The following is a 23206-nucleotide window of genomic DNA, read 5'->3' on the forward strand; positions in this document are numbered from 1 at the left end:
AAACTTGGTCATGGCACGTTTCGGGGATCAGTCCGGCGGCGGACCGGCCTACCGTTTTCCAGGTAACCAACGAGCCGGGAGCGGGCCATGAGCGACTTTGACATCGACTGGGAGATGGAGGACGGTCTCCAGGTCGACCACGACGGTGGCGCTGACCTGCTCTCCGCCGACCAGCAGTTCGACGAGCACCACGACGCGTTCGACGCCGGCGGCCAGGAGGGCGGGCACGCCACCCTGGACGGCGACATCAGCGACGTCGGCGGTGACCTGCACGACGAGCAGCCGAGCTTCGGCGACGTCAGCGACGAGTCACAGTACGTCGACGAGACCGACCTGCCCGAGTTCCACTTCGACCCGGGCTTCACCGACGGGTCCTACGACCTGATCGGCGCCGACCGGCACGAGGCGGACCTGTGGTCGCAGCTGATGGTCGACATGAACGAGGACGTCAACCCGTACGCGGCGAGCTAGAACCGGATCGAGGACGGCGGACCGGAGCTCGCGTAGTACCAGCCCTGCGCGGTGTCGCAGCCGAGGGCCAGCAGCCGGTCGGCCTGTTCGGCCGTCTCCACGCCCTCGGCCGTGACCCGCAGGTTGAGCGCGTGCGCCAGCCCGATCACCGCCGCGATGATCTTCTGGTCGACCGGGTCGGCGCCCTCCGGCGGGCGCAGCCCGGCGACGAACGAGCCCGCCAGCTTCAGGCTGTGCACGGGCAGGTGCCGCAGGTAGGCGAAGTTGCTGTACCCGGTGCCGAAGTCGTCGATCGCGATCCGCGGCCCGAGCGCGGCCAGGGCGTTGAGCGCCTCCGTGGGCTCGCCGCCGCTGCCCATCACGGCGCTCTCGGTCAGCTCCAGCTGCAGCCGCTGCGGCGCCAGCCCGGTCTGCTCCAGGATCGCCTGCACGTCCCGGACGATGGTGCGGTCACGCATCTGCCGGACCGCCAGGTTGACGCTCATGAACGGCGCCCGGTCGCCGTGCTCGCGGTGCCACTGCGCGGCCTGCTTGCACGCCTCGTGCAGCACCCACCGCCCCAGCGGCACGATCAGGCCGGTCTCCTCGGCCATGCCGATGAACGCGTCCGGGCCCAGCACCCCGAAGCGCGGGTGGCGCCACCGGACCAGGGCCTCCACGCCGATGGTGACCCCGTCGCCGAGGCGGACCAGCGGCTGGTACTCCACGAAGAACTCGCGCCGTTCGAGGGCCGCGGGCATGCTGGCCGACAGCTCGTAGCGGGTCACCTCGCGGGCGTGCCGCTCGGCGTCGAAGAGCGCGAGCCGGTTGCGGCCGTCGGCCTTCGCCCAGTACAGCGTGGTGTCGGCGGCCTTCATCAGCTCAGCGGTGCTGGTGCCGCGCAGCGGCTGCTCGACCACGCCGATGCTGGCCGAGATGCTGATCTCGTGCCCGCCGACGTGGACCGGCGCCCGGACGGTGTCCAGGGCCCGCTCGGCGACCGCGACCACGTCGTCGGGGCCCTCGCAGCGCTCGATGAGCACCACGAACTCGTCGCCGCCCATCCGGGCGACCAGCTGGCCGTCGCCGGAGATCGAGCGGGCCAGCCGCCGGGCGACGGTCTGCAGCAGCTGGTCGCCGACGTCGTGCCCGAGCGTGTCGTTGATGACCTTGAACCCGTCGACGTCGAGGTAGCACACGCCGACGCGCGAGCCGGGCTCGTCGTCGGCGCCGGCGAGCAGCTCCGCGAGCCGGTCGAAGAACATCGTGCGGTTCGGCAGCTGCGTCAGCGGGTCGTGCAGCGCCTGGTGCCGCAGCTGCAGCTGCAGCAGGTACCGCTCGGTGATGTCCTCGAACATGGCGACCAGCCACTTCGGCTCGCCGTCCTCGTCGCGGATGACCGAGGCGACGAGGTCGGTCCAGACCTGGTGGCCGTCCTTGTGCGTGTACGGCTTCTCGATGCGGAACTGGTCGCGCCGGCCGGCCAGCATCTCGTCGAACATCCCGGGGGCGATCGGCGGGTCCTGCGGGTGCACGAAGTCCTCGAACGTCATCAGCCGCAGCTCGTCGGAGGAGTAGCCGAGCATGTCGCACAGCGCCTGGTTGACCTCGATGACCTGGCCGTCGACGGTGCTGACGCTCATGCCGATGGCGGCGCCGGCGAAGATGGCCCGGAAGCGGGCCTCGCTGACCCGGCGGCTCTCCTCGGCCCGGGCCCGGGCCCACAGCGCCGCAGTGCGGATCTCCTCCTGCTCGTCGAGGACCCGGACGCGCAGCGCCTGTGCGTACCCGGCGGCGAGCGCGCCCTGGATCTCCGCGACCCGCTTGATCGGCGCCTTCGCGAACTGCTCGCTGAGCACCGCGACGGTGCGCTCCAGCGTGGTCGGCTCGGTGAAGTGGGCGGCGACCAGCGTCGAGCCGACCTCGCGCACGTCGGCGGGGTCGAAGGTCTCGGCCGTGAGCGCGTGGATGAGCCGGGAGGCCAGGGCGGTGAGGAAGTCCTGCACCTCCAGCCCGTTCATCGACACGTAGCTGGTGCCGGCGATGGCCAGCGACCAGCTGCGGGCGAGCCGCTCGGCGGCTCGGTGCGGGCGGTCCCACGACGTCGGCGTGGGGCTGAGGGCGGTCATGATCAGTGGGTGCACTAGTCCTTGCGGGCGACCGCGGCGCAGCCGAACGCGTCGCCGTCGGGTGCGGTCTCGGCACCGGGGACCGGCCGCCAGTCGTGGGTCGCGACGACGCCGGGCTCCAGCAGGGTCAGGTCGCCGAACAGCTTCGCGACCTCCGCGCGGCTGCGCAGGATCAGCGGGTTGGGCGACGTGCGGTACATCTCCCAGGCGGCCTCCTCGGCGGGGGTGAGCGGCCGGTCGAGCCCGGCGTGGGACAGCACGACGTGACTGCCGGGCACGCCGGCGTCGGCGTAGCCGCGCACGATGTCGGCGGGGCCCTCCTCGTCGGGCACGAAGTGCAGCACCGCGACGAGCAGGAACGCGATCGGCTCGGTGAAGTCGAACAGCCCCCGCACCTGCGGCGTGGCGAGCACCTCCGCGGGGGAGCGCAGGTCGGCGGCGACGACGGCGGTGCCGGGCACGTCGGCGAGGATCGCGCGGCTGTGGGCGACCGCCACCGGGTCGTGGTCGACGTAGACGACCTTGCCGCCCGGCACGAGCTCGTGCACGTTGCCCACCGTGGGGATGCCCGAGCCGAGGTCCAGGAACTGGCGCACGCCCTGCTCGGCGAGCATGGTCACCGCCCGGCGCAGGAACGCGCGGTTGCTGCGGGCCAGGGCCGCCACGACCGGCATGACCTTGAGGACCTGCTCCGCGAACGCGCGGTCGGCGGCGAAGTTGTGCGAGCCGCCCAGGTAGTAGTCATAGACGCGGGCCACGCTCGGCCGGTTGAGGTCCACGTCCGCGGGTGCCCAGCTCGGTCGCTCCACCGATCAACACCTTTCGACCTCGGTCGTGCGGACTGCGCTCGTGTTCGGGCGCCTGCGAGCATACGTGTGGGCGGGCAGGAGGAAAACCCGCTGCCCGCCCACACGGTCATCGATCAGGCAATTCGCGTGATCCGGTTGACGGGGCCCGGAGCGACCGGACCCGGCGTCAGGTACGCGGTGAGGGCGTCGACGTCGAAGCCCGGCGCGTAGACCCGCGGGGCACCCGGCTGGTTCAGGTTGCTGAACCCGTCGCCGCCGTTGGCCAGGAAGTCGTTCGTGGTCAGCTGGTACGTGGCGGCCGGGTCGATCGGCGTGCCGTTGAGCGCGATGTCGCTGACCTTCGACCCGAGCGGGGCCGACGCCGTGTAGGTGTAGGTGAACCCGGCGGACACCTGCAGGATCTTCTGCGTGGTCTGCCCCTCGAAGCCCGTGAACTGCTGCTCGAGGACCTTCTTGAGCTGGGCGCCGGTGATCGGCTGGGTGACGACCAGGTTGTTGAACGGCTGGACCGTGAAGGCCTCGCCGTAGGTGACCTGGCCGGGCGCCTCGCCGCCGGGGGAGTTGGCGTAGATCAGCGACTGCCGGATGCCGCCCGGGTTCATCAGCGCGATCTGCGCGCCGGCCGAGGCGGTGTACTTGAGCTGCGCGTCGGCGATCACGTCACCGAGCGCGGACTCGCCGTTGGCCTGCGCGATGTTGGTGATGTCGGCGGTGATGCTGCCGATGACCTTGTTCGCCAGCGGCGCGACGGCCGTGCGGTACTTGTCGGCGATGACCTTGATCTTCGGGTCGACGAGCGCGGCGTTGCGCACGAAGTTGCCCGCCGCGTCCTTCTGCCACGTGCCGTCGGCGTTCTTCACGCCGTTCTCCACGATGACGTTGGTGGCGGACGCGTCGACGAACTTGCGCGTCTTGCGGTCCAGCGTCACGCGGATGTCGGTGACCAGGGTGCCGGCGGTGCCGGCGCTCGTCACGAGCGAGTTGGCGCCGGAGGAGTTCGGCAGCTCGCAGGTGTAGAAGCGGTGCGTGTGGCCGGAGACGACGACGCCGTACGCGGGGTTGAGGCCCTTGACGATGTCGGTGATCGGGCCGGCGAAGTTGGCGCAGCCGGACGGGTCCAGCGGCGCGGGCGGGCTGCTCTGCAGGCCACCCTCGTGGATGACGAGCACCATCGACTTGATGCCGAGCCAGCCCAGGACGGTCGCGTACTGGTTCGCCGTCTGCACCTCGTCGCGGAAGTCGACGTTCTTGATGCCGGCCGGGTTGACGATGCCCGGCGTGCCCTCGAGGGTCATGCCGACGTACGCCACCGGGACGCCGTCGTAGAACTTGATCGTGAACGGCAGCAGGACCGGCAGCTTGGTGGACTTGCTGGTCACGTTGGCCGCGAGGTACGGGAACTGGGCGCCGGCGAAGCCGTCGCCGTCCTGGCAGCCGTCCACCGGGTGGCAGCCGCCGAACTGGATGCGCTTGAGCTCGTCGACGCCCTCGTCGAACTCGTGGTTGCCGACGGACGCGACGTCGACGCCCATCGCGTTGAGGACCTCGATCGCCGGCTCGTCGTGGAACGCGGCGCTGACCAGCGGCGTGGCGCCGATGTTGTCACCGGCCACGACCGTGTCGCTGTTGTGCACGCCGCCGGCCTCCGCCGCCTGGCGCAGCTTGGTCAGCCAGGTGCTGAGGTATTCGGCGCCGCCCGCCGGGGTGCCGTTGATGAGCCCGCCGCTGCCCAGCGGCGGGTCGATGTTGCCGTGGAAGTCGTTGAACCCGAGCAGCTGCGCGGACGTCGTCGGCCCGGTCTTCTGGCTGAACGACACGTTCGCCGGCGTGAGCGGTGTCCAACGGTCGGACTGCTCGGCTGGGCCCGACTTGGCTAAGGGCAGCAAGGCGACAACCGCGACGGCGAGCGTCGGCACCGCGAGGTGCTGAGCGATCCGCCACGCGCGGGCGCGGGGCTGGGCCATGTTCTCTCCTTCAGGAAGACATGCGTCGACGGCCATCCTTCCGTAGCGGTCGATCCCGCACGAGCGTCTGCCGGAGGCGTACAGATGGCATGCGGGTGAATGCGAGGGTCCTACCGGGATCGACGGCGTCCGGCTGACCGATCGGGCCGCCGACTGCGCACGATCGTCGACGCTGCGCGATGCTGTGCGGACGCAAGGTATCCGGTAGGTTTTTCGAAAAGGGGGCTGACACCATGCTGAGGCGAGCCGCGACCGTCCTGGTCGTCGTCGCGTCCGCGGTCTGGGTGTCGCCCGCGCCGGTCCTCGCCGTCGAGCCCGGCGACTGGACGCCGGTCTTCTCCGAGTCCTTCGACGACCCCGGGGCCCTGCCGCCCGGGTGCGCCGCCTACGACGGGGTGGCCGACGGCACCCTCGGTGGCGCCGGCGGCGAGGGTGGCGGTGGCGCCGAGGCCAGCTACTTCCGGCCCGAGGCGGTCACCGTCTCCGGCGGCCGGCTGCACCTCGCCCTGCACCGGCGCGCGTACGGAGGCCGGCAGTTCGTCACCGGTGAGCTGCGCTGCCTCGGCGCCGCCCAGCAGTTCGGCCGCTACGAGTTCCGCGCCCGGGTGGCGGTGGGCGCGGGGATCTCCTCGGTCGCCATGCTGCGCCCGGTGGACGAGCCGCCCGGGCAGGACGCCTCGCAGCTGGAGATCACCGCCCGGCCCGGCGGGGAGCAGGGGCTGGTGCGCAACGGCACCGGCGCGCAGACCTCGGTGCGGCCGCTGCCGGGCCCGTTCAGCGACTGGCACGCCTACACCATCGAGTGGGCGCCCACGGGCTTCCGCGTCCTCGTCGACGGCAAGGAACGCGCCGCCGACCCGGGCGTGTCGACCCGGCACCGCTGGTTCGGCTTCGCGGTCACCACCGGCGGGCCGGGCACCCAGGGCAGCCCGGGCACCCCCGGGCCGTCGACGGCGCTGCCCGCCGAGTTCGAGGTCGACTACCTGCGCGTGTACGCCTACGCCCCGGACTCGCCCCTGCCCGCCGGCGCCGCCCAGCCGTCCACGGTGCACAACGCGGTGCCCGGCTCGCCGGGCGGGCACCGGTGGTCGCTGTGGCTCGCGGTCGTGGCCACGGCGATGGCGGCGGTCGCGCTGTTCGCGTTCGTGCTGCGCAAGACCCGGCCGCACCGCCCGCCGCCGGCGCACCGCGCCTGACCCCCGGTCCCGCGGTCCGCGCGTCGCGCTGAGAGCGAACAGGGCAGCCGGCCGGCGCGCCGGCGGCGAAGGATCGCCGGATGAGAATCCTTGTACTCGGCGGCACCGTGTTCCTCGGCCGGGCGATCGCCCGGCAGGCCCTGGCCGCCGGCCACGATGTCACCTGCGCGGCCCGCGGCACGTCCGGCGACCCCGTCGACGGCGCCCGGTTCGTGACCGCCGACCGGTCCCGGCCGGGCGGCCTGAGCAACGTCGAAGGCACCTTCGACGCGGTCGTGGACGTCGCCCGCACCCCCAGCCACGTGCGGCACATGGTCGCCGAGCTGGCCGGCCGGGTCGGGCACGTCACGTACGTGTCCAGCTGCTCCGTGTATGCCGACATCGCGACCCCCGACCTGTCCGAGGCGACCGCGCCGCTGCTCCCACCGGCCCCGCCGGAGCTCGACGACCCGGCCGCCGGTGTCGAGGAGTACGGCCGCTGCAAAGTCACCTGCGAGCAGCTCATCCTGGAGGCGTTCCCCGACGTCTTCGTCAACCGGGCCGGGCTCATCGTCGGGCCCGAGGACCCGACCGGCCGCTTCGACTACTGGGTCGCCCGGCACGCCCGCGGCGGCGAGATCCTCACTCCCGGTGACCCCGACGACCGGGTGCAGTACGTGGACGTCCGCGACCTGGCCGACTGGACGCTGCGGGCCGTGCAGGAGGGGCTGACCGGGATCTTCAACGGCATCGGTGCCCCGATGACCCGCCGGGAGTTCCACGCCGGGTTCGGCGGCGACGGCACGCTCACCTGGGTCCCGCAGGACTTCCTGACCGAGCACGACGTCCGGCCGTGGTCCGGCCCGCGATCCCTGCCACTGTGGTTGCCTTTGCCCGAATTCGCCGGGTTCCTGACTCGGGACACCTCCGCGGCCCTCGCCGCCGGGCTGCGCACCCGGCCGCTGCGGGAAACGGCGGCCGACACCCTCGCGTCATTCAGTGACATACACCACATCACTGGTCTCACCGAAGAGGAAGAAGTCGGCCTGTTGCGGGAATGGCACGCTCGGTAGGCGGGAGTGTGACGAGCACGTCAGCATTTCGACAGACGGCGGCACGCGTCGATTTCTACGGATACCTGCGCATTTGCCTGTCATCCGGCCGACGGTTGCCGATGAACAGCCGTGACCCCGGTCCCAGTCAGCGCCGTTCCCAGGGAACTCACAGCGAGTTTAGGCGTCTGACGGGCAGGAATACCACGTATCACTTGTTGGAACCGAAGCGAACCGGAGCTGCTCCCGAGTCGTCTAGGTAAGTGGTGCAACTCTCACGGGTCGTCACCGGAATCGCCCGCGAGGGTGGAATTCCGCAGGCCACGTGGCCGTTGTGTAGGGGGCATACCCGGGGGGCACCCGTTTTAGCAGGGTGAAACGGGGAAGGCGAAGGATGGACGGGGAGGGGCCCGAAGGTGGAGAACGTGAAAGTGGAGATGCGACCCGATACAGGTGCCGAAGAGCGCGACCTGGTTGGTGTCTACCTGCATGAGATCTCCCGCACGCCGCTGCTCGACGCCGCTTCTGAGGTCGAGCTTTCCAAGGCGGTCGAGGCCGGTCTCTATGCGGAGCACCTGCTGGACGAGGGCGAGCTGCCCGACGGTGTGAGCACCGCCGAGCTGCAGCGCCTCGTCGACGAGGGTGAGCGCGCGAAGGACCGGTTCATCCGGGCCAACCTGCGCCTCGTCGTGTCGATCGCGCGACGCTACGTGCGGTCCGGCATGCCGATGCTCGACCTGATCCAGGAGGGCAACACCGGCCTGGTCCGAGCCGTCGAGAAGTTCGACTACGTGCGCGGCTACAAGTTCTCGACATATGCGACATGGTGGATCCGCCAGGCGATCAGCCGGGCGATCGCGCAGCAGGAGCGCACCGTCCGGCTGCCCGTCCACCTCGTCGAAGACGTCAACCGGATGCGCAACGTCGCGCGTCAGCTCACCCGGGAGCTCGGCAACGACCCCGAGCCCGAGCAGCTCGCCACCGCACTCGGCGTCCCCGTCGAGCGCGTCCACGAGCTCAAGCGCTGGTCCCAGGACACGGTCTCGCTCGACACTCCTGTCGGCGACGACGGTGACACCAGCCTCGGCGACCTGGTCTCCGACTCCGACGCGCCGTCGCCGGAGGACGTGGTCCTCGCCGCCCTGGAGCGCCAGCGCATCGAGGGCCTGCTCAACCACCTCGACGACCGGTCGGCGGGCATCATGCGCGCCCGGTACGGTCTGGAGGACGGTCGCGAGCACTCGCTGACCGAGGTCGCGAGCCGGTTCTCCCTGTCCCGTGAGCGCATCCGGCAGCTGGAGATCCAGGCCCTCGGCCGGCTCCGCGAGCTGGCCCGCGCCGAAGGTCTCCAGGCCGCCTAGGTCGCCTGGAGCGACCCGGCCGGGTCGCCGATCCGGCCGCCCCGACGATCCGCAGCCCCTGACCCGCCCGGGTCGGGGGCTGTCGCGTCAGTAGGGGTCGCCGCACACCTTCCAGGTGCCCGACTCCTTCAGCAGCTGGAAGGTGTGGGCGTCCCGGCCGCCGCCGGCGTAGGAGACGTCCGCGGTGATGCTGGCCGTCTCGCGCCCGTTGCTGGTGTTGTACCCGCCGCCCCAGTGCACGTCGTGCGCGACCGGCTTGCGCCGGTCGACCACCTCGGCGAACGCCGGCGGCTCGAAGCGGGACCGCGTCGCCGCGCACAGCCGGTCGTAGGCGCCGGTGAGGTTGCCGGCCTCCAGGTCGGTCAGGAACGCCGAGGTCGCCTCGCCGGCCGCCTTCGTGGCGCTGTTGAAGAAGAACAACCCGACCGCGCCGCCACCGCAGCAGCACAGCGCGACCAGGGCGGCGACGATGACCAGCACGAGCTTCATCGAGCTGCGGCGGCTGCGGGGTTGGCTCACGCGCGTGATCTTAGGGTCGGTGCGCCACCACGAACAGTCGTGGAAACGGCAGTATCGTGCCGAACGGCTCGCGGGGGTACCGCTGCCGCAGCTCGGCCGCGACCCGGGCGCGGAAGTCGTCGAGCGCGGCGCCGGACAGCGCGTCGAAGTACGGCCGCAGCCCCGTGCCGCTGAACCACTCCAGCACCGGGTCGTCACCCGGCAGGACGTGGTAATACGTGGTCTCCCACGCGTCCACGGCGAGGCCGAGCCCGGCCAGGGTGCGCACGTACCAGGCCGGCTCCCGCACGGGCGACGCGCCGCGCGGGCCGGGCACGGCCGGGTCGAGCACCGAGGCGTCGAGGATCGGGCCGCCGGTCGGCACCTGGAAGGCGAGCGTGCCGCCGTCGTCGAGGGCGGCGGCGAGCACCGGCAGCAGCGCGGCGTGGTCGGGCACCCACTGCAGCGAGGCGTTGGCGACGATGACGTCGACCGAGCCGCGCTGCGGCCGCCACCCGGCGATGTCACCGAGCTGGAACGACAGCTGCGGCGTGGCCAGGGGCGCCGCGGCGGCGAGCATCTGCGGCGAGGCGTCGATGCCCAGCACGGCCGCGTCCGGGTACCGGGCGGCGAGGGTCGCGGTCAGGGTGCCCGGCCCGCAGCCGAGGTCGACGACCGCGACCGGGGCGGTGGTCGGGATGCGGGCGACCAGCTCGTGGAAGGGGCGGGCCCGCTCGTCGGCGAAGCGGGCGTACTGCTCGGGATCCCAGGAGGCCATGCCCCATCTTGCCGGGCATGGCCTCCTGGCGGACGAGCGGGACGGCGCGCTACTTGTGCGGTCGGCCGAAGCCGTAGGTGTCCGTGCGCTTGTCGATCAGCGCGACCTCGACGTTCCGGCCCGTGGTCGGCGCGTGGATCATCTTGCCGTTGCCGATGTAGATGCCCACATGCCCCAGGCCTCGGAAGAAGGCCAGGTCGCCGGGGGAGAGCGCGGACCGCGACACGTGGGTCACCTGGTTCCACTGCCTCGCGGCGTTGTGGTCCAGGGAGACGCCTGCCTGCTTCCACGCCATCATGGTCAGGCCGGAGCAGTCCCAGCTGCTCGGTCCGGCGGAGCCCCAGTGGTAGGGCTCGCCGAGCTGGGCGCAGGCGAAGGCGACGGGCGCGTTCGCCGGGCTCGTGCACTCGGCACCGAGCGCGACCTTGACACCGGTGGAGCCGGTGCCGCCGGCCGTGGTGGCGCGGCGCCGGAGCTCCTCGAGCTTCTTGACGTCGCCCTCGATCTTCTTCTTCTTGGTCTCCAGCTCCGCCTTCTGCGCGTTCTCGGCGGCGAGGGTCTCGTCGATCTTCTTCTTCTCTTCGTCCAGCTTCGACTTGGCCGCCGTGGCGTCAGCGATCTCGTGCTGCTGGTGCTTGCTGATCTGCTGCAGCGTGGTGAGCTGGTCGATCAGCGAGTCCGACGACTGTGCGTGCAGCACGACGTTGAGGTTCTGCAGCGGGCCGGAGCCCTTGAACGCCGCGACGGCGATGACGTCGACGTTGGCGTTGGCCGTGGCCATGCTGTCGGCCAGTGGCTGGAGCTTGGTCTGGAGGGTGGCCGCGGCCGCCTGGGTCGCCGCCAGCTCCACATTGATCTTGTTGTACGCCTCGACCAGGTCTTCGAGTTCGTTGCCCGACTTCTCGAGCTGGGCTTCGATCTCGGCGAGGGTGGGATCGGCCTTGGCGACGCTCGCAGGCGCCACGACGGCCAGCGCGACGGCCCCGATGACCAGGGAGCGCAGCACGGACCGTTTGGCGCGGTGTCCAGCGGACAAGGGATGACCCTTCTTCACCGACCGCCTACCGGGTTAGCTGACGGGTTCGGGCGGGAAGAGTGCGCCCTACCGCGCTTCGCGGATTCACCCCAAGGACCCTGGGTCCCCGGCTCGACAGCGCCAGAGCGGCGCTCGACTCGGCGGCGCTTGCCCGGCGCCGCCCGGGGTGGGCGACGGACTGCCGTGCAGGCCAGGACATAACTTAACGTGATCACCAACGAAGCGAAACCCGCGCGCGTCGTTGTCTATCTATTGCCCTAAAAGTCCGGATCACCGCCGGTCGTGAGTCCACATCGGACGGTGATGCGCCACCGAAGACGGTGTTGACGGACACACATTTGGGGCTTGATTCTGCTCTGAGACCCGGTTAAATACACGTAACTTTATTCACCGTCGATGCACATAGTTCGCCCACTCCGAACACCCCCGGAGGAGCGTCACCCGTGTTGCGTGTCCAGAACCTCGAGGTCGTCTACGACGACGTGATGCTGGTACTTCGCGGCGTCAGCCTGCAGGTGCCACCCGGTCGCATCGTCGCGCTGCTCGGCGCGAACGGTGCGGGCAAGACCACGCTGCTGCGGGCCCTGTCGGGCCTGCTCGGCGTGCACGACGGCGCCATCACCAAGGGCGCGATCACGCTCGACGAGCGGCCCATCCACCGGCTGCGGCCGGCCGCCGTGGTCCGCCGCGGCGTGTCGCAGGTGATGGAGGGGCGGCGAACGTTCGCCGAGCTGACCGTCGAGGAGAACCTGCGGCTCGGCGCCCACACCCGCCCGAAGGGGCGGGCGGAGGCGATGGAGCGCATGTACACCCTGTTCCCGGTCCTGGCCCAGCGCCGCGGCAGCATCGCCGGATACCTCTCCGGCGGCGAGCAGCAGATGCTGGCGATGGGGCGGGCGCTCATGTCCGACCCGGCGTACCTGCTGCTCGACGAGCCCAGCCTCGGCCTCGCGCCGCGCCTGGTCGAGCAGGTCCGCGACCTGATCGTGCAGATCAACCGGGCCGGCACCGGTGTGCTGCTGGTCGAGCAGAACGCGACCATGGCGCTGTCCATCGCCGAGCACGGCTACGTGCTGGAGACGGGCAAGGTCGTGCTCGACAAGCCCGCGGCCGAACTGCTCGCCGACGACGACATCCGCGAGTTCTACCTGGGACGGGCCGAGCGGTCCTTCCGCGACGTCAAGCACTACAAGCGTCGCAAACGCTGGCTGTCATAGAGCCGCAACAACCCTGGAGTCGCCGTGCTGCGTTTCGAAGACGTCCGGCTCAGTTTCGCCGGCGTCAAAGCCATCGACGGTGTGTCGTTCACCGTCGCCAAGGACGAGCTCTTCGCCGTCATCGGGCCCAACGGGGCCGGGAAGACGTCGATCTTCAATGTGATCTCCGGTGTGTACCGGCCGCAGCAGGGCCGGGTGACCCTGGACGGCGTGGACCTCACCGGTCTGCGCCCGGACAAGGTCGCCAAGCTGGGCGTGGCCCGCACCTTCCAGAACGTCGAGCTGTTCCAGCACCTGACCGTGCTGGAGAACCTCATGCTCGGCCGGCACCACCACATCCGGTACGGCACCCTCGCCGCCATCGCGTGGCTCGGCCGGGCCAGGCGCGAGGAGGTCGCGAACCGGGCGGTGGTCGAGGACATCGTCGACTTCCTCGAGCTGGCGCAGTGGCGCCGGCTGCCGGTCGGGCTGCTGCCGTACGGCGTGCAGAAGCGCGTCGAGCTCGGCCGCGCCCTGGCGATGGAGCCCAAGCTGCTGCTGCTGGACGAGCCGGTCGCCGGGATGAACCTGGAGGAGACCGAGGACATGGCCCGCTTCATCCTCGACGTCCGGGAGGAGCTCGGCGTCCCGATGATCCTTGTCGAGCACGACATGGGTCTGGTCATGGACCTCGCCGACCGGGTCATGGTCGTCGACTTCGGCGTGCCGGTGGCCACCGGCACGCCCGCGGAGATCCAGCACCACCCCGACGTTCTGCGTGCGTACCTGGGGGAGGTGGCGGCATGACGATCGCTGAGCTGGTCAGGCGGCGCGCCGAGCGCACGCCCGACGGCGTCGCGATGCGCGAGAAGCACCGCGGCATCTGGCGCGAGATCACCTGGCGCGAGTACTGGCGCACCGCGGAGACGGTCGCCCGGGCGCTCAGGTCGCTCGGCGTCCAGCCCGGCGACCGGGTCGCGATCCAGTCGGAGAACCGGTCCGAGTGGCTGTTCGTCGACGTGGCGACGGTCGCGGTGCGGGCGGCCACCGTCGGGCTGTACCCGACGAACCCGCCCGACGAGGTCCGGCACACGCTGGCGGACTCCGGCGCCCGGGTCCTGTTCGCCGAGGACCAGGAGCAGGTCGACAAGGCCCTCGCCGTGCTGGACGCCTGCCCCGACCTGGAGTGGATCGTCTACCTCGAGCCCCGGGGCATCCGCGGCCGGTACCGGCACCCGAAGCTGGTCGCCTGGAGCGACCTGCTCGCCTCACACGAGGACGACGGCCCGGTCGAGCTGGATTCGCGGGACGACGACGTGGCCACGCTCATCTACACCTCCGGCACCACCGGGCGGCCCAAGGGCGCGATGCTCACCGTCGCCAACGTGGACTTCGCGATCCGGGTGCTGGTCGAGGGCGGCGGCTTCGCCGACCCGCCGCCGGGCCCCCGCGACCTGACCCTGTCGTACCTGCCGCTGTGCCACGTCGCGGAGCGGGTCTTCACGGTCTGGTTCAACGCCGCCGCCGGCGTCACCGTCCACTTCGGCGAGTCGATCGCGACCGTGCAGGCCGACCTGCGCGAGGTGCAGCCGACGATCCTGTTCGGGGTGCCCCGCATCTGGGAGAAGATGATGGCCGGGGTCACCGTCCGGCTCGCCGGGGCGTCGCCGCTGAAGCGGTCCAACGCCCGGCTGTGGCTGCGGGTGGCCGACCGTATCGGCGCCACCCTGGAGGCCAACGGCGGGCGGCACACCGCCGCCAGCCGCCTGCTCTACGCCGTCGGCTGGCTGCTGTGCTACCGGGCGCTGAAGGAGCGCATCGGGGTGCGCCGGGTCCGCTACGCCGCCAGCGGCGCCGCCCCGATCGCGCCGGACGTGCTGCGGTTCTTCATGGGCATCGGGGTGCCGATGTACGAGGTCTACGGCATGACCGAGAACACCGCGATCAGCACCGCCAACCGGCCCGGCCGGGTCCGGCTCGGCACGGTCGGCGAGGCGCACGACGGCGTCGAGATCCGCATCGCCGACGACGGGGAGATCCAGACCCGGCACCCGGGCACGTTCGCCGGCTACTTCCGCAACCCGGCGGCGACCGCCGAGGCCATGACGCCCGACGGCTGGCTGCGTACCGGCGACGTCGGCGTGCTGCTCGACGGTACCCACCTGAAGATCACCGACCGTTCGAAGGACATCATCATCACGGCCGGTGGCAAGAACGTCGCGCCGAGCGAGATCGAGAACGCGTTGAAGGCCTCCCCGTTCGTCAAGGAGGCGATCGTCATCGGCGACCGGCGCGCGTACCTGACCGCGCTCATCGGCATCGAGCTCGACACCGTGGGGGAGTGGGCGCAGCGGCGCGGCATCCCCTACACCACCTACCGCGACCTGTCCGGCAAGCCGGAGGTCGTGGCGCTGATCCAGGGCGTCGTCGACGCGGTCAACGCCGGGCACAACCCGGTCGAGCAGGTCAAGACGTTCCGGATGCTGCCCAAGGAGCTCGACCACACCGACGGCGAGCTGACCGCGACGCAGAAGGTCCGCCGCGGCGCCGTCGCCTCGGCCTTCGAGGCGCTCGTCGACGACATGTACGGGAGCAGGGTGTGAAGGACTTCCTCGAGAGCGTCCTGCGCGGCGTCGGCACGGGCAGCGTCTACGCGCTGCTCGGCCTCGGTTTCGTGATCATCTACAAGGCCACCAGGGTGATCTCCTTCGCCCAGCCGGCGTTCATGCTGGCCGGCGCGGTGCTCACCACGTACCTGGTCGGGCCGCTCGGCTTCTTCCTCGGGCTGGCCGCGGCCGCCGTGCTCACCGGCGGTCTCGCCCTCGGCGTCGAACGGCTCGCGGTCCGCCCGATGATCGGCCGGCCGGTGTTCACCGTCGCGATCATCACCCTCGGCATCGACATCGCCGTCCGGGTCGTCGTCAACGCCGCGATCGGCCTGGACGTGCGGCAGGTCGGCGACCCGTGGGGGCTGAAGGTGTGGAAGCTGCCCGGCGGCGTCCAGGTCGAGCAGCGGCACGTCGCGATGGTGGTCACCACCGCCGTGCTCATCGCCGCGCTGTTCCTGTTCTTCCGGTACACCCGCACCGGGCTGGCGATGCGGGCGGCCTCCTACGACCAGGAGGCGGCGCTCGCCCAGGGTGTCAGCGTCGGCGCGGTGTTCGCGCTGTCGTGGGCCCTCGCCGGCGCCCTCGCCGCGGTCGCCGGCACGTTCGCCGCCGTCGGCGGCAGCGTCAGCGAGTCGCTGTGGCTGATCGCGCTCACGGCCCTGCCGGTGATCATCCTCGGCGGCCTGGACTCCCTGCCTGGCGCCGTCATCGGCGGCCTCGCCGTCGGCACCGTCCAGGAGCTCACCGCCACGTACCAGGGCTCGCTGCCGTGGCTCGGCGGCAACATCTCGATCGTCACCCCCTACGTGGTGATGTTCCTGGTCCTGCTCGTGCGCCCCTACGGCCTGTTCGGCACCCGGGAGGTCGAAAGGGTATGAGAAACCGTCCACTGCTGCGCACCTCCTACACGCAGGAGCTGGCGCTGCTCGACACCACCTCGAAGAAGGTGGCGGTCGGCGTCCTGCTCGCCGTCGGCGCCGCGCTGCCCTGGCTGGTCGAGGACCAGCTGCTGCAGCTGATCGGGCTGGCCTGCGTCACCGCGATCGGCGCGATCGGGCTCAACATCGTCACCGGGTACGCCGGGCAGGTCTCGCTCGGCCACGCGTTCTTCCTCGCGATCGGCGCCTACACCGCGGCCGCCATCGCCGGCGACCCGGACGCGCGCACCACCGGCTTCGGGATCACCGAGATCCTGATCTGGCTGCCCGCCGCCGGTCTCGTCGCCGCGGTCGCCGGCGTGCTCGTGGCGCCCCTCGCGACCCGGCTGCGCGGGCTGTACCTGGCGATCGTGACGCTCGGCCTGGTCTTCATCGGCGGCCACGTCATCAACGAGTGGTCCTCGCTCACCGGCGGGCCCGGCATCGGCCGGCAGCCACCGGCGCCGACCCTGCTCGGCTACGACCTCAACACCGGCGACGCCTTCCTCACCAGGGACCAGAAGCTGTACCTGCTGATGTTCGTGCTGCTCGTCCTCGCGGCTCTCGCGGCGCGCAACCTGGCGCGCTCGCGAGTGGGCCGGGCCTTCACCGCCATCCGCGACCGCGACATCGCGGCCGGGGTCATGGGGGTGAACCTGGCCAGGTACAAGACGATCGCCTTCGGGGTGTCGTCGTTCTACGCCGGCTGCGCCGGCGCGCTGCTCTACGTCGGGATCGGCTACTTCGACCCGACCAGCTTCAACCTGCTGCTGTCGGTGCAGTACATCGCGATGATCCTCATCGGCGGTGCGGGCACGGTCAGCGGCGCCGTCCTGGGCGCCTTCCTGATCACGCTGCTGCCGCGGCTGATCCGCGAGGTCCCGTCGTTCCTGCCCTTCATCAGCAACTCGCCCGCGGAGTCACCCAACGCCTACCAGCTCGAGACCGTCCTGTACGGCGTGTTGATCATCGTGTTCCTGATCTTCGAGCCGCGCGGGCTGTTCGGCATCTGGATCCGGCTCCGCAACTACTGGAAAGCCTGGCCGTTCTCGTACTGACCTCGTCGTAAGGAGCTCCTCAATGAAGAGGTTGGGCATGTTTGCCCTCGCCGCGGTGCTCACCGTCGGCTCACTCGCCGGATGTCGCGGCGGGGACAGCACGGACAACAAAGGCTCGTCGGGCCCGAAGTCGGACGTCGGGATCACCAAGGAGCCCTGCCCCAAGTCCGAGCACAAGGACCGGGGCTGCATCTACCTCGGCATCATCTCCGACCTGACGGTCGGGCCGTTCCACGTCCTCGCCGTGCCGATCACCGACGCGCAGAAGGCGTTCTGGAAGCGGGTCAACGCCCAGGGCGGCATCGGTGGCTACGACATCGACGCGGAGACCTACGTGCGGGACAACAAGTACAACCCGCAGACCCACAACGAGGCGTACCAGGAGATGAAGGGCAAGGTCCTGGCCCTCGCGCAGAGCCTCGGCTCGCCGACCACGGCGGCGATCCTGCCCGACATGAAGGCCAACAACATCCTCGCCGCCCCCGCCGCGTGGACCTCGGCCTACGCCTTCGAGGACAACATCCTCGAGTCCGGCGCCAACTACTGCATCGAGTCGATGAACGCCGTCGACTACGCCAACGAGACGTTCAAGCCCAAGACCGTGATGGCGGTGCACCTCGCCGGCGACTACGGCGACGACGCCGCGGCCGGGGCGAAGATCGCCGCGGAGAAGCTCGGCATGACGTTCGTCAACGTCAAGACCGACTCCGGCACCGACAAGCAGGCCGGCGCGGTCACCGCGATCGTCACGCAGAAGCCGGACCTGGTCATCCTGACCACCGGGCCGGCGGACGCGGCCGCCATCGTCGGCGGCGCCGCGCAGCGCGGCTTCACCGGCAAGTTCATCGGCACCAGCCCGTCGTGGAACCAGGGCCTGCTGGCGACCGCCGCCGCACCCGCGCTGAAGGCGCTGTACCTGCAGTCCTCGCCGTGGAAGTCGTGGGCCTCGGACACCCCGGGGCACAAGGCCATGCGGGAGGCGCTGGGCTCCTCCGTCACGCCGAACGACGGCTACACGTCGGGCTGGGTGTGGTCGTACCCGCTGCTCGCCGCGCTGAAGAAGGCCCAGGCCGACGGTGACCTGACGCGGGCCGGCCTGCTCAAGGCCGCCAAGTCGCTCACCAAGGTCGACTACGAGGGCATGCTGCCCGACGGCGCCGGCAACTACGCCGGCGGCGCGGACGGCATCTTCCGCCAGTCGCTCATCTACAACCCGACCGTCGGCTCCGGCGGCCCGAACGACATCAAGCTGATGAAGGACTACTTCACCGGCACCGTCGCCAAGGACTACAAGCTCGACAAGCCCTGCTACGAGAAGCTCTAGACACCCGGGTGACCGCGGGACGACCCGTTCGGCCGACTGGCCGAACGGGTCGTTTTTGCGCCGATCTTGTACCGGACTCGCCTGATTCGCGGTGAGTGACGCGCCCCGCCGTCGGCAACGCGACAGTTCCTCGCGTCGTACCGGCCGGTAAGCTGGCGCAATTTCAGCGGGACTCCCGCCTCTCTGATCCCCCCACCAGGAGAGGACGGTTCATGTCGATGCGTCGACGTACCGTGCGCGCCATACTCGCCGCCCTGCTCGCCGCCGGCGGGCTCGTGCCCCTGACCAGCGCGCCGGAGGCCGTCGCGTCGACCCTGCCGACCGGCTTCCAGGAGCAGGTCGTCTACGGCGGGCTGACGAACCCGACCAACATCGAGTTCTCCCCCGACGGCCGGGTCTTCATCGCCGAGAAGAGCGGCCTGATCAAGGTCTACGACAGCCTCTCGGACACCACCCCGGACGTCTTCGCCGACCTGCGCACCAAGGTCCACGACCAGTGGGACCGCGGCCTGCTCGGCCTCGCCCTGGCGCCGGGCTTCCCGACCAACCCGTGGGTCTACGTCCTGTACTCCTACGACGCGCTGCCGGGCGGCACCGCACCGAAGTGGAACGACGTCTGCCCCGACGCCAACAACGGCAACTGCGTCGTCACCGGCCGGCTGTCGCGGCTGCAGGCCAGCGGCAACCAGATGACCGGCACCGAGCAGGTGCTGATCACCGACTGGTGCCAGCAGTTCCCCAGCCACTCGGTCGGCGACCTGCGCTTCGGCGCCGACGGCGCGCTCTACGCCTCCTCCGGCGACGGCGCCAGCTTCAGCGCCACCGACTACGGCCAGTTCGGCAGCCCGGCCAACCCGTGCGGTGACCCGCCGTCGCCGGCCGGCACCGCCCTGACCGCGCCCACCGCCGAGGGCGGCGCGCTGCGCGCGCAGGACATCCGTACCGCCGCCGACGCGACGCAGCTCAACGGCACCATCATCCGGATCGACCCGACGACCGGCGCCGCGCTGCCGACCAACCCGAACTACGCCTCGGCCGACGCCAACGCCCGCCGGATCGTCGCCTACGGCATGCGCAACCCGTTCCGGTTCACCACCCGCCCCGGCACCAACGAGCTGTGGAGCGGCGAGGTCGGCTGGACCACCTTCGAGGAGATCAACCGGGTGCAGAACCCGGTCGCCAGCACCATCGGCAACTACGGCTGGCCGTGCATCGAGGGCCCGAACGTCCAGGGCGGCTACGACGGCGCCAACCTCAACCTGTGCGAGCCGATGTACGGCGCCACCCCGTCGGTGCCGAACGTCCAGCCGTACTTCTCCTGGAACCACAACGCGAAGGTCGTCGCCGGCGAGACCTGCCCCAGCGGCAGCTCCTCGTCCTCCGGCGTCGCGTTCTACCCGAACAGCGGCCCCTACCCGGCCGCCTACCAGGGCGCGCTGTTCTTCTCCGACTACAGCCGCGACTGCATCTGGGCCATGATGCCCGCCAGCGCCGGCGGCCTGCCGTCCACGTCGAACATCATCACGTTCGCCGCCGGCGCCGCGAACCCGGTCGACCTGGCCATCGGCCCCGGCAACGAGCTGTACTACGTGGACCTCGGCGGCACGGTGCGCCGGATCCGGTACTACGCCGGCAACCAGCCGCCGGTCGCGTCCTTCACCACCAACCGCACCTCCGGCGGCACCCCGCTCGCGGTGACCTTCGACGCCTCGACGTCCTCCGACGCCGACCCCGCCGACCAGGGCCTGCTCACGTACCAGTGGGACTTCACCAACAACGGCACGTTCGACGCGAACGGCGTCACCGCCGGCTACACGTACACCACGCCCGGCACCTACACGGCCAGGCTGCGGGTCACCGACACGCTCGGCGTCACCAACGACAAGACGGTGACGATCACCGCAGGCAACGACGCGCCGACCGCGGTCATCGACACCCCGGCGGCCAGCTACACCTGGGCGGTCGGCAACACGATCAGCTTCACCGGCCACGCCAGCGACCCGCAGCAGGGGACCCTGCCCGCGTCGGCGCTCAACTGGACGATCATCCTGCACCACTGCTCCTCGCCCGGCGTGTGCCACGAGCACCCGATGCAGACGCTCAACGGGGTGGCCGGCGGGACGCTCACCGCGCCCGACCACGAGTACCCGTCGTATCTGGAGCTCCGGATGACGGCGACCGACTCGGGCGGGCTGACCAGCACCACCACGGTCAACCTGCAGCCCAGGACGGTCGACCTGACGTTCGTCAGCAACCCCGCCGGGCTCAACCTGACGGTCGGCCCGACGACCCAGACGGCGCCGTTCACCCGCACCGTCATCCAGGGCTCGACCAACACGGTCAGCGCGCAGACGCCGCAGCTGTACAACAACGTGCCGCACGCGTTCGGCAGCTGGTCCGACGGCGGCGCCCAGACGCACGTCATCACCGCGCCGGCGACCGACACCACGTACACCGCGAGCTACACGTCGTCGTGCAAGGACCCCTACGGCTACGTCTGCTCGGCGGCGCCGCGGGCGTTCGTCCCGGCCGACGGCACCGTGCTGCCGCTCACCGGCGACGACAACATGAGCCAGATCCCGCTGCCGTTCGGTTTCAAGTTCTACGGCACGACCTACAACTCCGCCTGGATCGACACCAACGGCCGGCTGAGCTTCGCCAACCAGGGCACCTCCGGCACCACGCACGGCGCCATCCCGTCGGCGGCCACGCCGAACGCCTCGGTCTACGCGTACTGGTCCGACCTGGTCGTGGACGGCTCGGCCAGCGTCCGCACCGCGGTGGTCGGCTCGGCGCCCAACCGGCAGTTCGTGGTCGAATGGCGCAACGCCTACCAGTACGGGTACACGTCACGGCGGATCAACGCCGAGGCGATCCTGTACGAGAACGGCGACGTCGTCACCAACTACTCCGGCATCGACAACACCGCCGAGGCCGGGGCGTCGGCGACGGTCGGCATCGAGAACGCCAACGGCACCGTCGGCATCCAGTTCTCCAACAACACCTCGGCGCTGCAGAACGGCATGGGCGTGCTGTTCAAGTCGCCCGGCGGCGCCGCCGACCCGCCACCCGTGACCGGCACCGTCACCGGCACCGTGACCAACCAGGGCACCGGCACGCCGGTGGCCGGCGCGACGGTGACGCTCACCCCGGGCGGGACCACGAAGACCACCGCGGCCAACGGCACCTACACGTTCACCGGCGTGCCCGCCGGGACGTACACGGTGACCGCCGCGCTCGGCTCGGGCGGGCAGTGCGGCGGCGGCGGTGCCTCGGCCCCGGTGAACGTCGTGGCCGGCAGCACCACCGTCAACCTGGCGCTGACCCAGGGCGCCGACGCGTTCGGCTACACCTGCGCCGACGGGCCCAGGGCGTTCATCGACGCCGACACGCCGCTGACGCTCACCGGCGACGACGGCATCGTGCAGCTGACCACGCCGTTCCCGGTCAAGCTGTACGGCACGTCCTACACCTCGGTCTGGGTCGACACCAACGGCAAGGCGAGCTTCGTCAACCCCGGCGCGGCCACCGCCGACCACACGACGCTGCCGACCACGCTCGCCCCGAACGCGACGGTCTACCCGTTCTGGTCGGACCTCGTCGTGGACGGCCAGTCCAGCGTCCGCACCGCGACCACCGGTGCGGCGCCGAACCGGGCCTACGTCATCGAGTGGCGCAACGTGTTCCTCTACGGCAACACGTCGCGGCGCCTCACGTTCGAGGCGGTCTTCTACGAGAACGGCGACATCGCGTTCGCGTACAAGGACCTCGACAACGCCTTCGAGCAGGGCAGCAACGCCACCGTCGGGATCGAGAACGCCGCCGGGACCGTCGCCTACCAGTACGCCAACAACCAGCCGGTGCTGGTCAGCGGCAACGGGGTGCTCTTCCACCCGCCGGCCTGATCATCCCCGTTTCAGCTCCGCGGCCACCTGCCGCATGAGGTCGATCGAGGCCTCATGCGGCAGGGCCATCCTGGCCAGCGCGCGCAGCCCCTCGGTGTGCGTGGTGATCAGCTCCGGCTCCTCCAGCAGCTGCCCACCCTTGTGCAGCATGCCGTCGTCGGCGCCGAACTCGAGCACCGTGAAGGCGCCCTCCCAGCCGATGTGGTACCCGGCGTTGAACGGCACGATGCGGACGTCGGCGTACGGGCGCTGCGCGAACTCGACCGCGTGCTCGATCTGGTCGACCAGCACCGCCTCGTCGTCGTGCAGCGGCAGCCGGCGCAGCACCGACTCGTCGATCAGCGCCTGGAAGCGCGACGGCGCCTCCCGCTCGAACAGCTCGCTCTGCCGGCGCAGCCGGAACTCGACGCGCTGCTCATGGTCGCCGGCCTTGTGCTCGGCGGTCGTCGCGCTCGAGTACCGGCGGGTCTGCATCAGCTCGGGGAACTGCATCGGCTCGAAGGTGCCGACGAACACCGCCTCCGCCTCGAAGCCCACGTAGCTCAGCAGCGGGCCCGGCAGGACGGCGCGGTACTCGTCCCACCACATCCGCCGCTTCGCCGCCCGGGCCAGCTCCAGCAGGTCGTCGACCAGCTGGGTGTCATGCAGCCGGTAGTACGCCAGAAGGCTGCGCAGGTCGCTGACCGAGATGGCGACGGTGCCGTTCTCGATCCGGATCAGCTTCGACAGTGACCACTCCATTTCGGCGGCCACCAGGTCCTGGGTCAGTTCACGTTCCCGCCGGAGCCGCCGCAACTCGGCCCGAAGGCGACGCTTGCCCACGATCGGTCCACTCATGGACTCTTCCCCCAAATCGCGTCCAGATGGCAACGCGGCGTCTCTACCCGATTCGCGGCGAATGCACCTGGTGATTTCCGCCTGGGGATGTCCGCTTGGCGCGTGCGC

Annotated in this window: 18 protein-coding genes and 1 riboswitch; of the genes, 11 read left to right on the plus strand and 7 right to left on the minus strand. The window is 70.7% G+C overall.

Translation table 11 applies throughout. The annotated features are described in order from the left end of the window. The first annotated feature begins 87 nt into the window (after positions 1-87). On the plus strand, positions 88-471 hold the full coding sequence (locus OP18_RS10015; protein WP_033358466.1) for a hypothetical protein: 384 nt from the start codon (positions 88-90) through the stop codon (positions 469-471). Here the strand turns inward: OP18_RS10015 and OP18_RS10020 are convergent. The 3 genes from OP18_RS10020 to OP18_RS10030 form a co-directional block, all read right to left on the minus strand. Continuing rightward, positions 468-2579 carry a putative bifunctional diguanylate cyclase/phosphodiesterase gene (locus OP18_RS10020; RefSeq protein ID WP_081970631.1) on the minus strand — a complete coding sequence of 704 codons (2112 nt, stop codon included), beginning with the start codon at positions 2577-2579 and terminating at the stop codon, positions 468-470. The two genes, OP18_RS10015 and OP18_RS10020, sit on opposite strands and share 4 nt — an antisense overlap. Before the next feature lie 14 nt (positions 2580-2593). After that, entirely contained in the window at positions 2594-3388 is a 795-nt protein-coding gene (locus tag OP18_RS10025) for an SAM-dependent methyltransferase (protein WP_033358467.1), read from the minus strand. Positions 3389-3501: 113 nt separating this feature from the next. Continuing rightward, complete coding sequence (locus OP18_RS10030) at positions 3502-5352, minus strand: bifunctional metallophosphatase/5'-nucleotidase (RefSeq protein ID WP_052386469.1); 1851 nt, start codon at positions 5350-5352, stop codon at positions 3502-3504. A 233-nt stretch (positions 5353-5585) separates the two neighbouring features. Here OP18_RS10030 and OP18_RS10035 point away from each other — a divergent pair, with 233 nt between their 5' ends. From OP18_RS10035 to OP18_RS10045, 3 genes are all read left to right on the plus strand, one after another. Beyond that, positions 5586-6548, plus strand: a complete 963-nt coding sequence (locus tag OP18_RS10035) for a glycoside hydrolase family 16 protein (RefSeq protein WP_033358468.1) — start codon at positions 5586-5588, stop codon at positions 6546-6548. Positions 6549-6628: 80 nt separating this feature from the next. Continuing rightward, positions 6629-7600, plus strand: coding sequence for an NAD-dependent epimerase/dehydratase family protein (locus tag OP18_RS10040; protein WP_033358469.1), 972 nt, complete (start codon positions 6629-6631; stop codon positions 7598-7600). Positions 7601-8016: 416 nt separating this feature from the next. Then, positions 8017-8940 (plus strand): sigma-70 family RNA polymerase sigma factor, encoded by a 924-nt coding sequence (locus OP18_RS10045; protein ID WP_156089435.1) that lies wholly within the window; start codon positions 8017-8019, stop codon positions 8938-8940. An 87-nt stretch (positions 8941-9027) separates the two neighbouring features. On the opposite strand, the gene OP18_RS10050 is transcribed toward OP18_RS10045, so the two are convergent. Genes OP18_RS10050 through OP18_RS10060 form a run of 3 tightly spaced genes read right to left on the minus strand, consistent with a single transcriptional unit; the run spans position 9028 to position 11252 of the window. Continuing rightward, a complete protein-coding gene (locus OP18_RS10050; protein WP_156089395.1) occupies positions 9028-9459 on the minus strand; it encodes an Rv0361 family membrane protein in 432 nt (143 codons plus the stop codon). A 10-nt stretch (positions 9460-9469) separates the two neighbouring features. Continuing rightward, positions 9470-10216: a methyltransferase domain-containing protein gene (locus OP18_RS10055; RefSeq protein ID WP_033358472.1), complete on the minus strand. Its 747-nt coding sequence runs from the start codon at positions 10214-10216 to the stop codon at positions 9470-9472. A gap of 49 nt (positions 10217-10265) precedes the next feature. Further along, positions 10266-11252: a C40 family peptidase gene (locus tag OP18_RS10060; protein ID WP_033358473.1), complete on the minus strand. Its 987-nt coding sequence runs from the start codon at positions 11250-11252 to the stop codon at positions 10266-10268. A gap of 7 nt (positions 11253-11259) precedes the next feature. After that, a riboswitch (cyclic di-AMP (ydaO/yuaA leader) is annotated at positions 11260-11405 on the minus strand. A 332-nt stretch (positions 11406-11737) separates the two neighbouring features. Here OP18_RS10060 and OP18_RS10065 point away from each other — a divergent pair. The 7 genes from OP18_RS10065 to OP18_RS54415 all read left to right on the plus strand — a co-directional run bounded on the left by OP18_RS10065 (position 11738) and on the right by OP18_RS54415 (position 22261). Next, complete coding sequence (locus OP18_RS10065) at positions 11738-12469, plus strand: ABC transporter ATP-binding protein (RefSeq protein WP_169788950.1); 732 nt, start codon at positions 11738-11740, stop codon at positions 12467-12469. A 24-nt stretch (positions 12470-12493) separates the two neighbouring features. After that, positions 12494-13255, plus strand: a complete 762-nt coding sequence (locus OP18_RS10070) for an ABC transporter ATP-binding protein (RefSeq protein WP_033358475.1) — start codon at positions 12494-12496, stop codon at positions 13253-13255. Next, positions 13252-15051, plus strand: a complete 1800-nt coding sequence (locus OP18_RS10075) for an AMP-dependent synthetase/ligase (RefSeq protein ID WP_033358476.1) — start codon at positions 13252-13254, stop codon at positions 15049-15051. Before OP18_RS10070 ends, OP18_RS10075 begins: the two co-directional genes overlap by 4 nt. Further along, complete coding sequence (locus OP18_RS10080; protein WP_033358477.1) at positions 15048-15935, plus strand: branched-chain amino acid ABC transporter permease; 888 nt, start codon at positions 15048-15050, stop codon at positions 15933-15935. Before OP18_RS10075 ends, OP18_RS10080 begins: the two co-directional genes overlap by 4 nt. Next, positions 15932-17032, plus strand: a complete 1101-nt coding sequence (locus tag OP18_RS10085; RefSeq protein ID WP_033358478.1) for a branched-chain amino acid ABC transporter permease — start codon at positions 15932-15934, stop codon at positions 17030-17032. Before OP18_RS10080 ends, OP18_RS10085 begins: the two co-directional genes overlap by 4 nt. A 22-nt stretch (positions 17033-17054) precedes the next feature. Then, positions 17055-18356, plus strand: a complete 1302-nt coding sequence (locus tag OP18_RS10090; protein ID WP_033358479.1) for an ABC transporter substrate-binding protein — start codon at positions 17055-17057, stop codon at positions 18354-18356. A 218-nt stretch (positions 18357-18574) separates the two neighbouring features. After that, positions 18575-22261 carry a PQQ-dependent sugar dehydrogenase gene (locus tag OP18_RS54415; RefSeq protein ID WP_162189764.1) on the plus strand — a complete coding sequence of 1229 codons (3687 nt, stop codon included), beginning with the start codon at positions 18575-18577 and terminating at the stop codon, positions 22259-22261. On the opposite strand, the gene OP18_RS10100 is transcribed toward OP18_RS54415, so the two are convergent. Further along, complete coding sequence (locus OP18_RS10100) at positions 22262-23098, minus strand: DUF5753 domain-containing protein (RefSeq protein ID WP_162189765.1); 837 nt, start codon at positions 23096-23098, stop codon at positions 22262-22264. Positions 23099-23206: the final 108 nt, after the last annotated feature.

The organism is Dactylosporangium aurantiacum (genome assembly GCF_000716715.1).
Taxonomy (GTDB): domain Bacteria; phylum Actinomycetota; class Actinomycetes; order Mycobacteriales; family Micromonosporaceae; genus Dactylosporangium; species Dactylosporangium aurantiacum.

Coding starts and splice junctions, on each gene's coding strand:
- OP18_RS10100 (WP_162189765.1), bottom strand. CDS start 23,098: ATGAGTGGACCGATCGTGGGCAAGCGTCGCCTTCGGGCCGAGTTGCGG.
- OP18_RS10065 (WP_169788950.1), top strand. CDS start 11,738: ATGCTGGTACTTCGCGGCGTCAGCCTGCAGGTGCCACCCGGTCGCATC.
- OP18_RS10020 (WP_081970631.1), bottom strand. CDS start 2,579: ATGACCGCCCTCAGCCCCACGCCGACGTCGTGGGACCGCCCGCACCGA.
- OP18_RS10090 (WP_033358479.1), top strand. CDS start 17,055: ATGAAGAGGTTGGGCATGTTTGCCCTCGCCGCGGTGCTCACCGTCGGC.
- OP18_RS10085 (WP_033358478.1), top strand. CDS start 15,932: ATGAGAAACCGTCCACTGCTGCGCACCTCCTACACGCAGGAGCTGGCG.
- OP18_RS10055 (WP_033358472.1), bottom strand. CDS start 10,216: ATGGCCTCCTGGGATCCCGAGCAGTACGCCCGCTTCGCCGACGAGCGG.
- OP18_RS10035 (WP_033358468.1), top strand. CDS start 5,586: ATGCTGAGGCGAGCCGCGACCGTCCTGGTCGTCGTCGCGTCCGCGGTC.
- OP18_RS10030 (WP_052386469.1), bottom strand. CDS start 5,352: ATGGCCCAGCCCCGCGCCCGCGCGTGGCGGATCGCTCAGCACCTCGCG.
- OP18_RS54415 (WP_162189764.1), top strand. CDS start 18,575: ATGCGTCGACGTACCGTGCGCGCCATACTCGCCGCCCTGCTCGCCGCC.
- OP18_RS10075 (WP_033358476.1), top strand. CDS start 13,252: ATGACGATCGCTGAGCTGGTCAGGCGGCGCGCCGAGCGCACGCCCGAC.
- OP18_RS10045 (WP_156089435.1), top strand. CDS start 8,017: ATGCGACCCGATACAGGTGCCGAAGAGCGCGACCTGGTTGGTGTCTAC.
- OP18_RS10040 (WP_033358469.1), top strand. CDS start 6,629: ATGAGAATCCTTGTACTCGGCGGCACCGTGTTCCTCGGCCGGGCGATC.
- OP18_RS10015 (WP_033358466.1), top strand. CDS start 88: ATGAGCGACTTTGACATCGACTGGGAGATGGAGGACGGTCTCCAGGTC.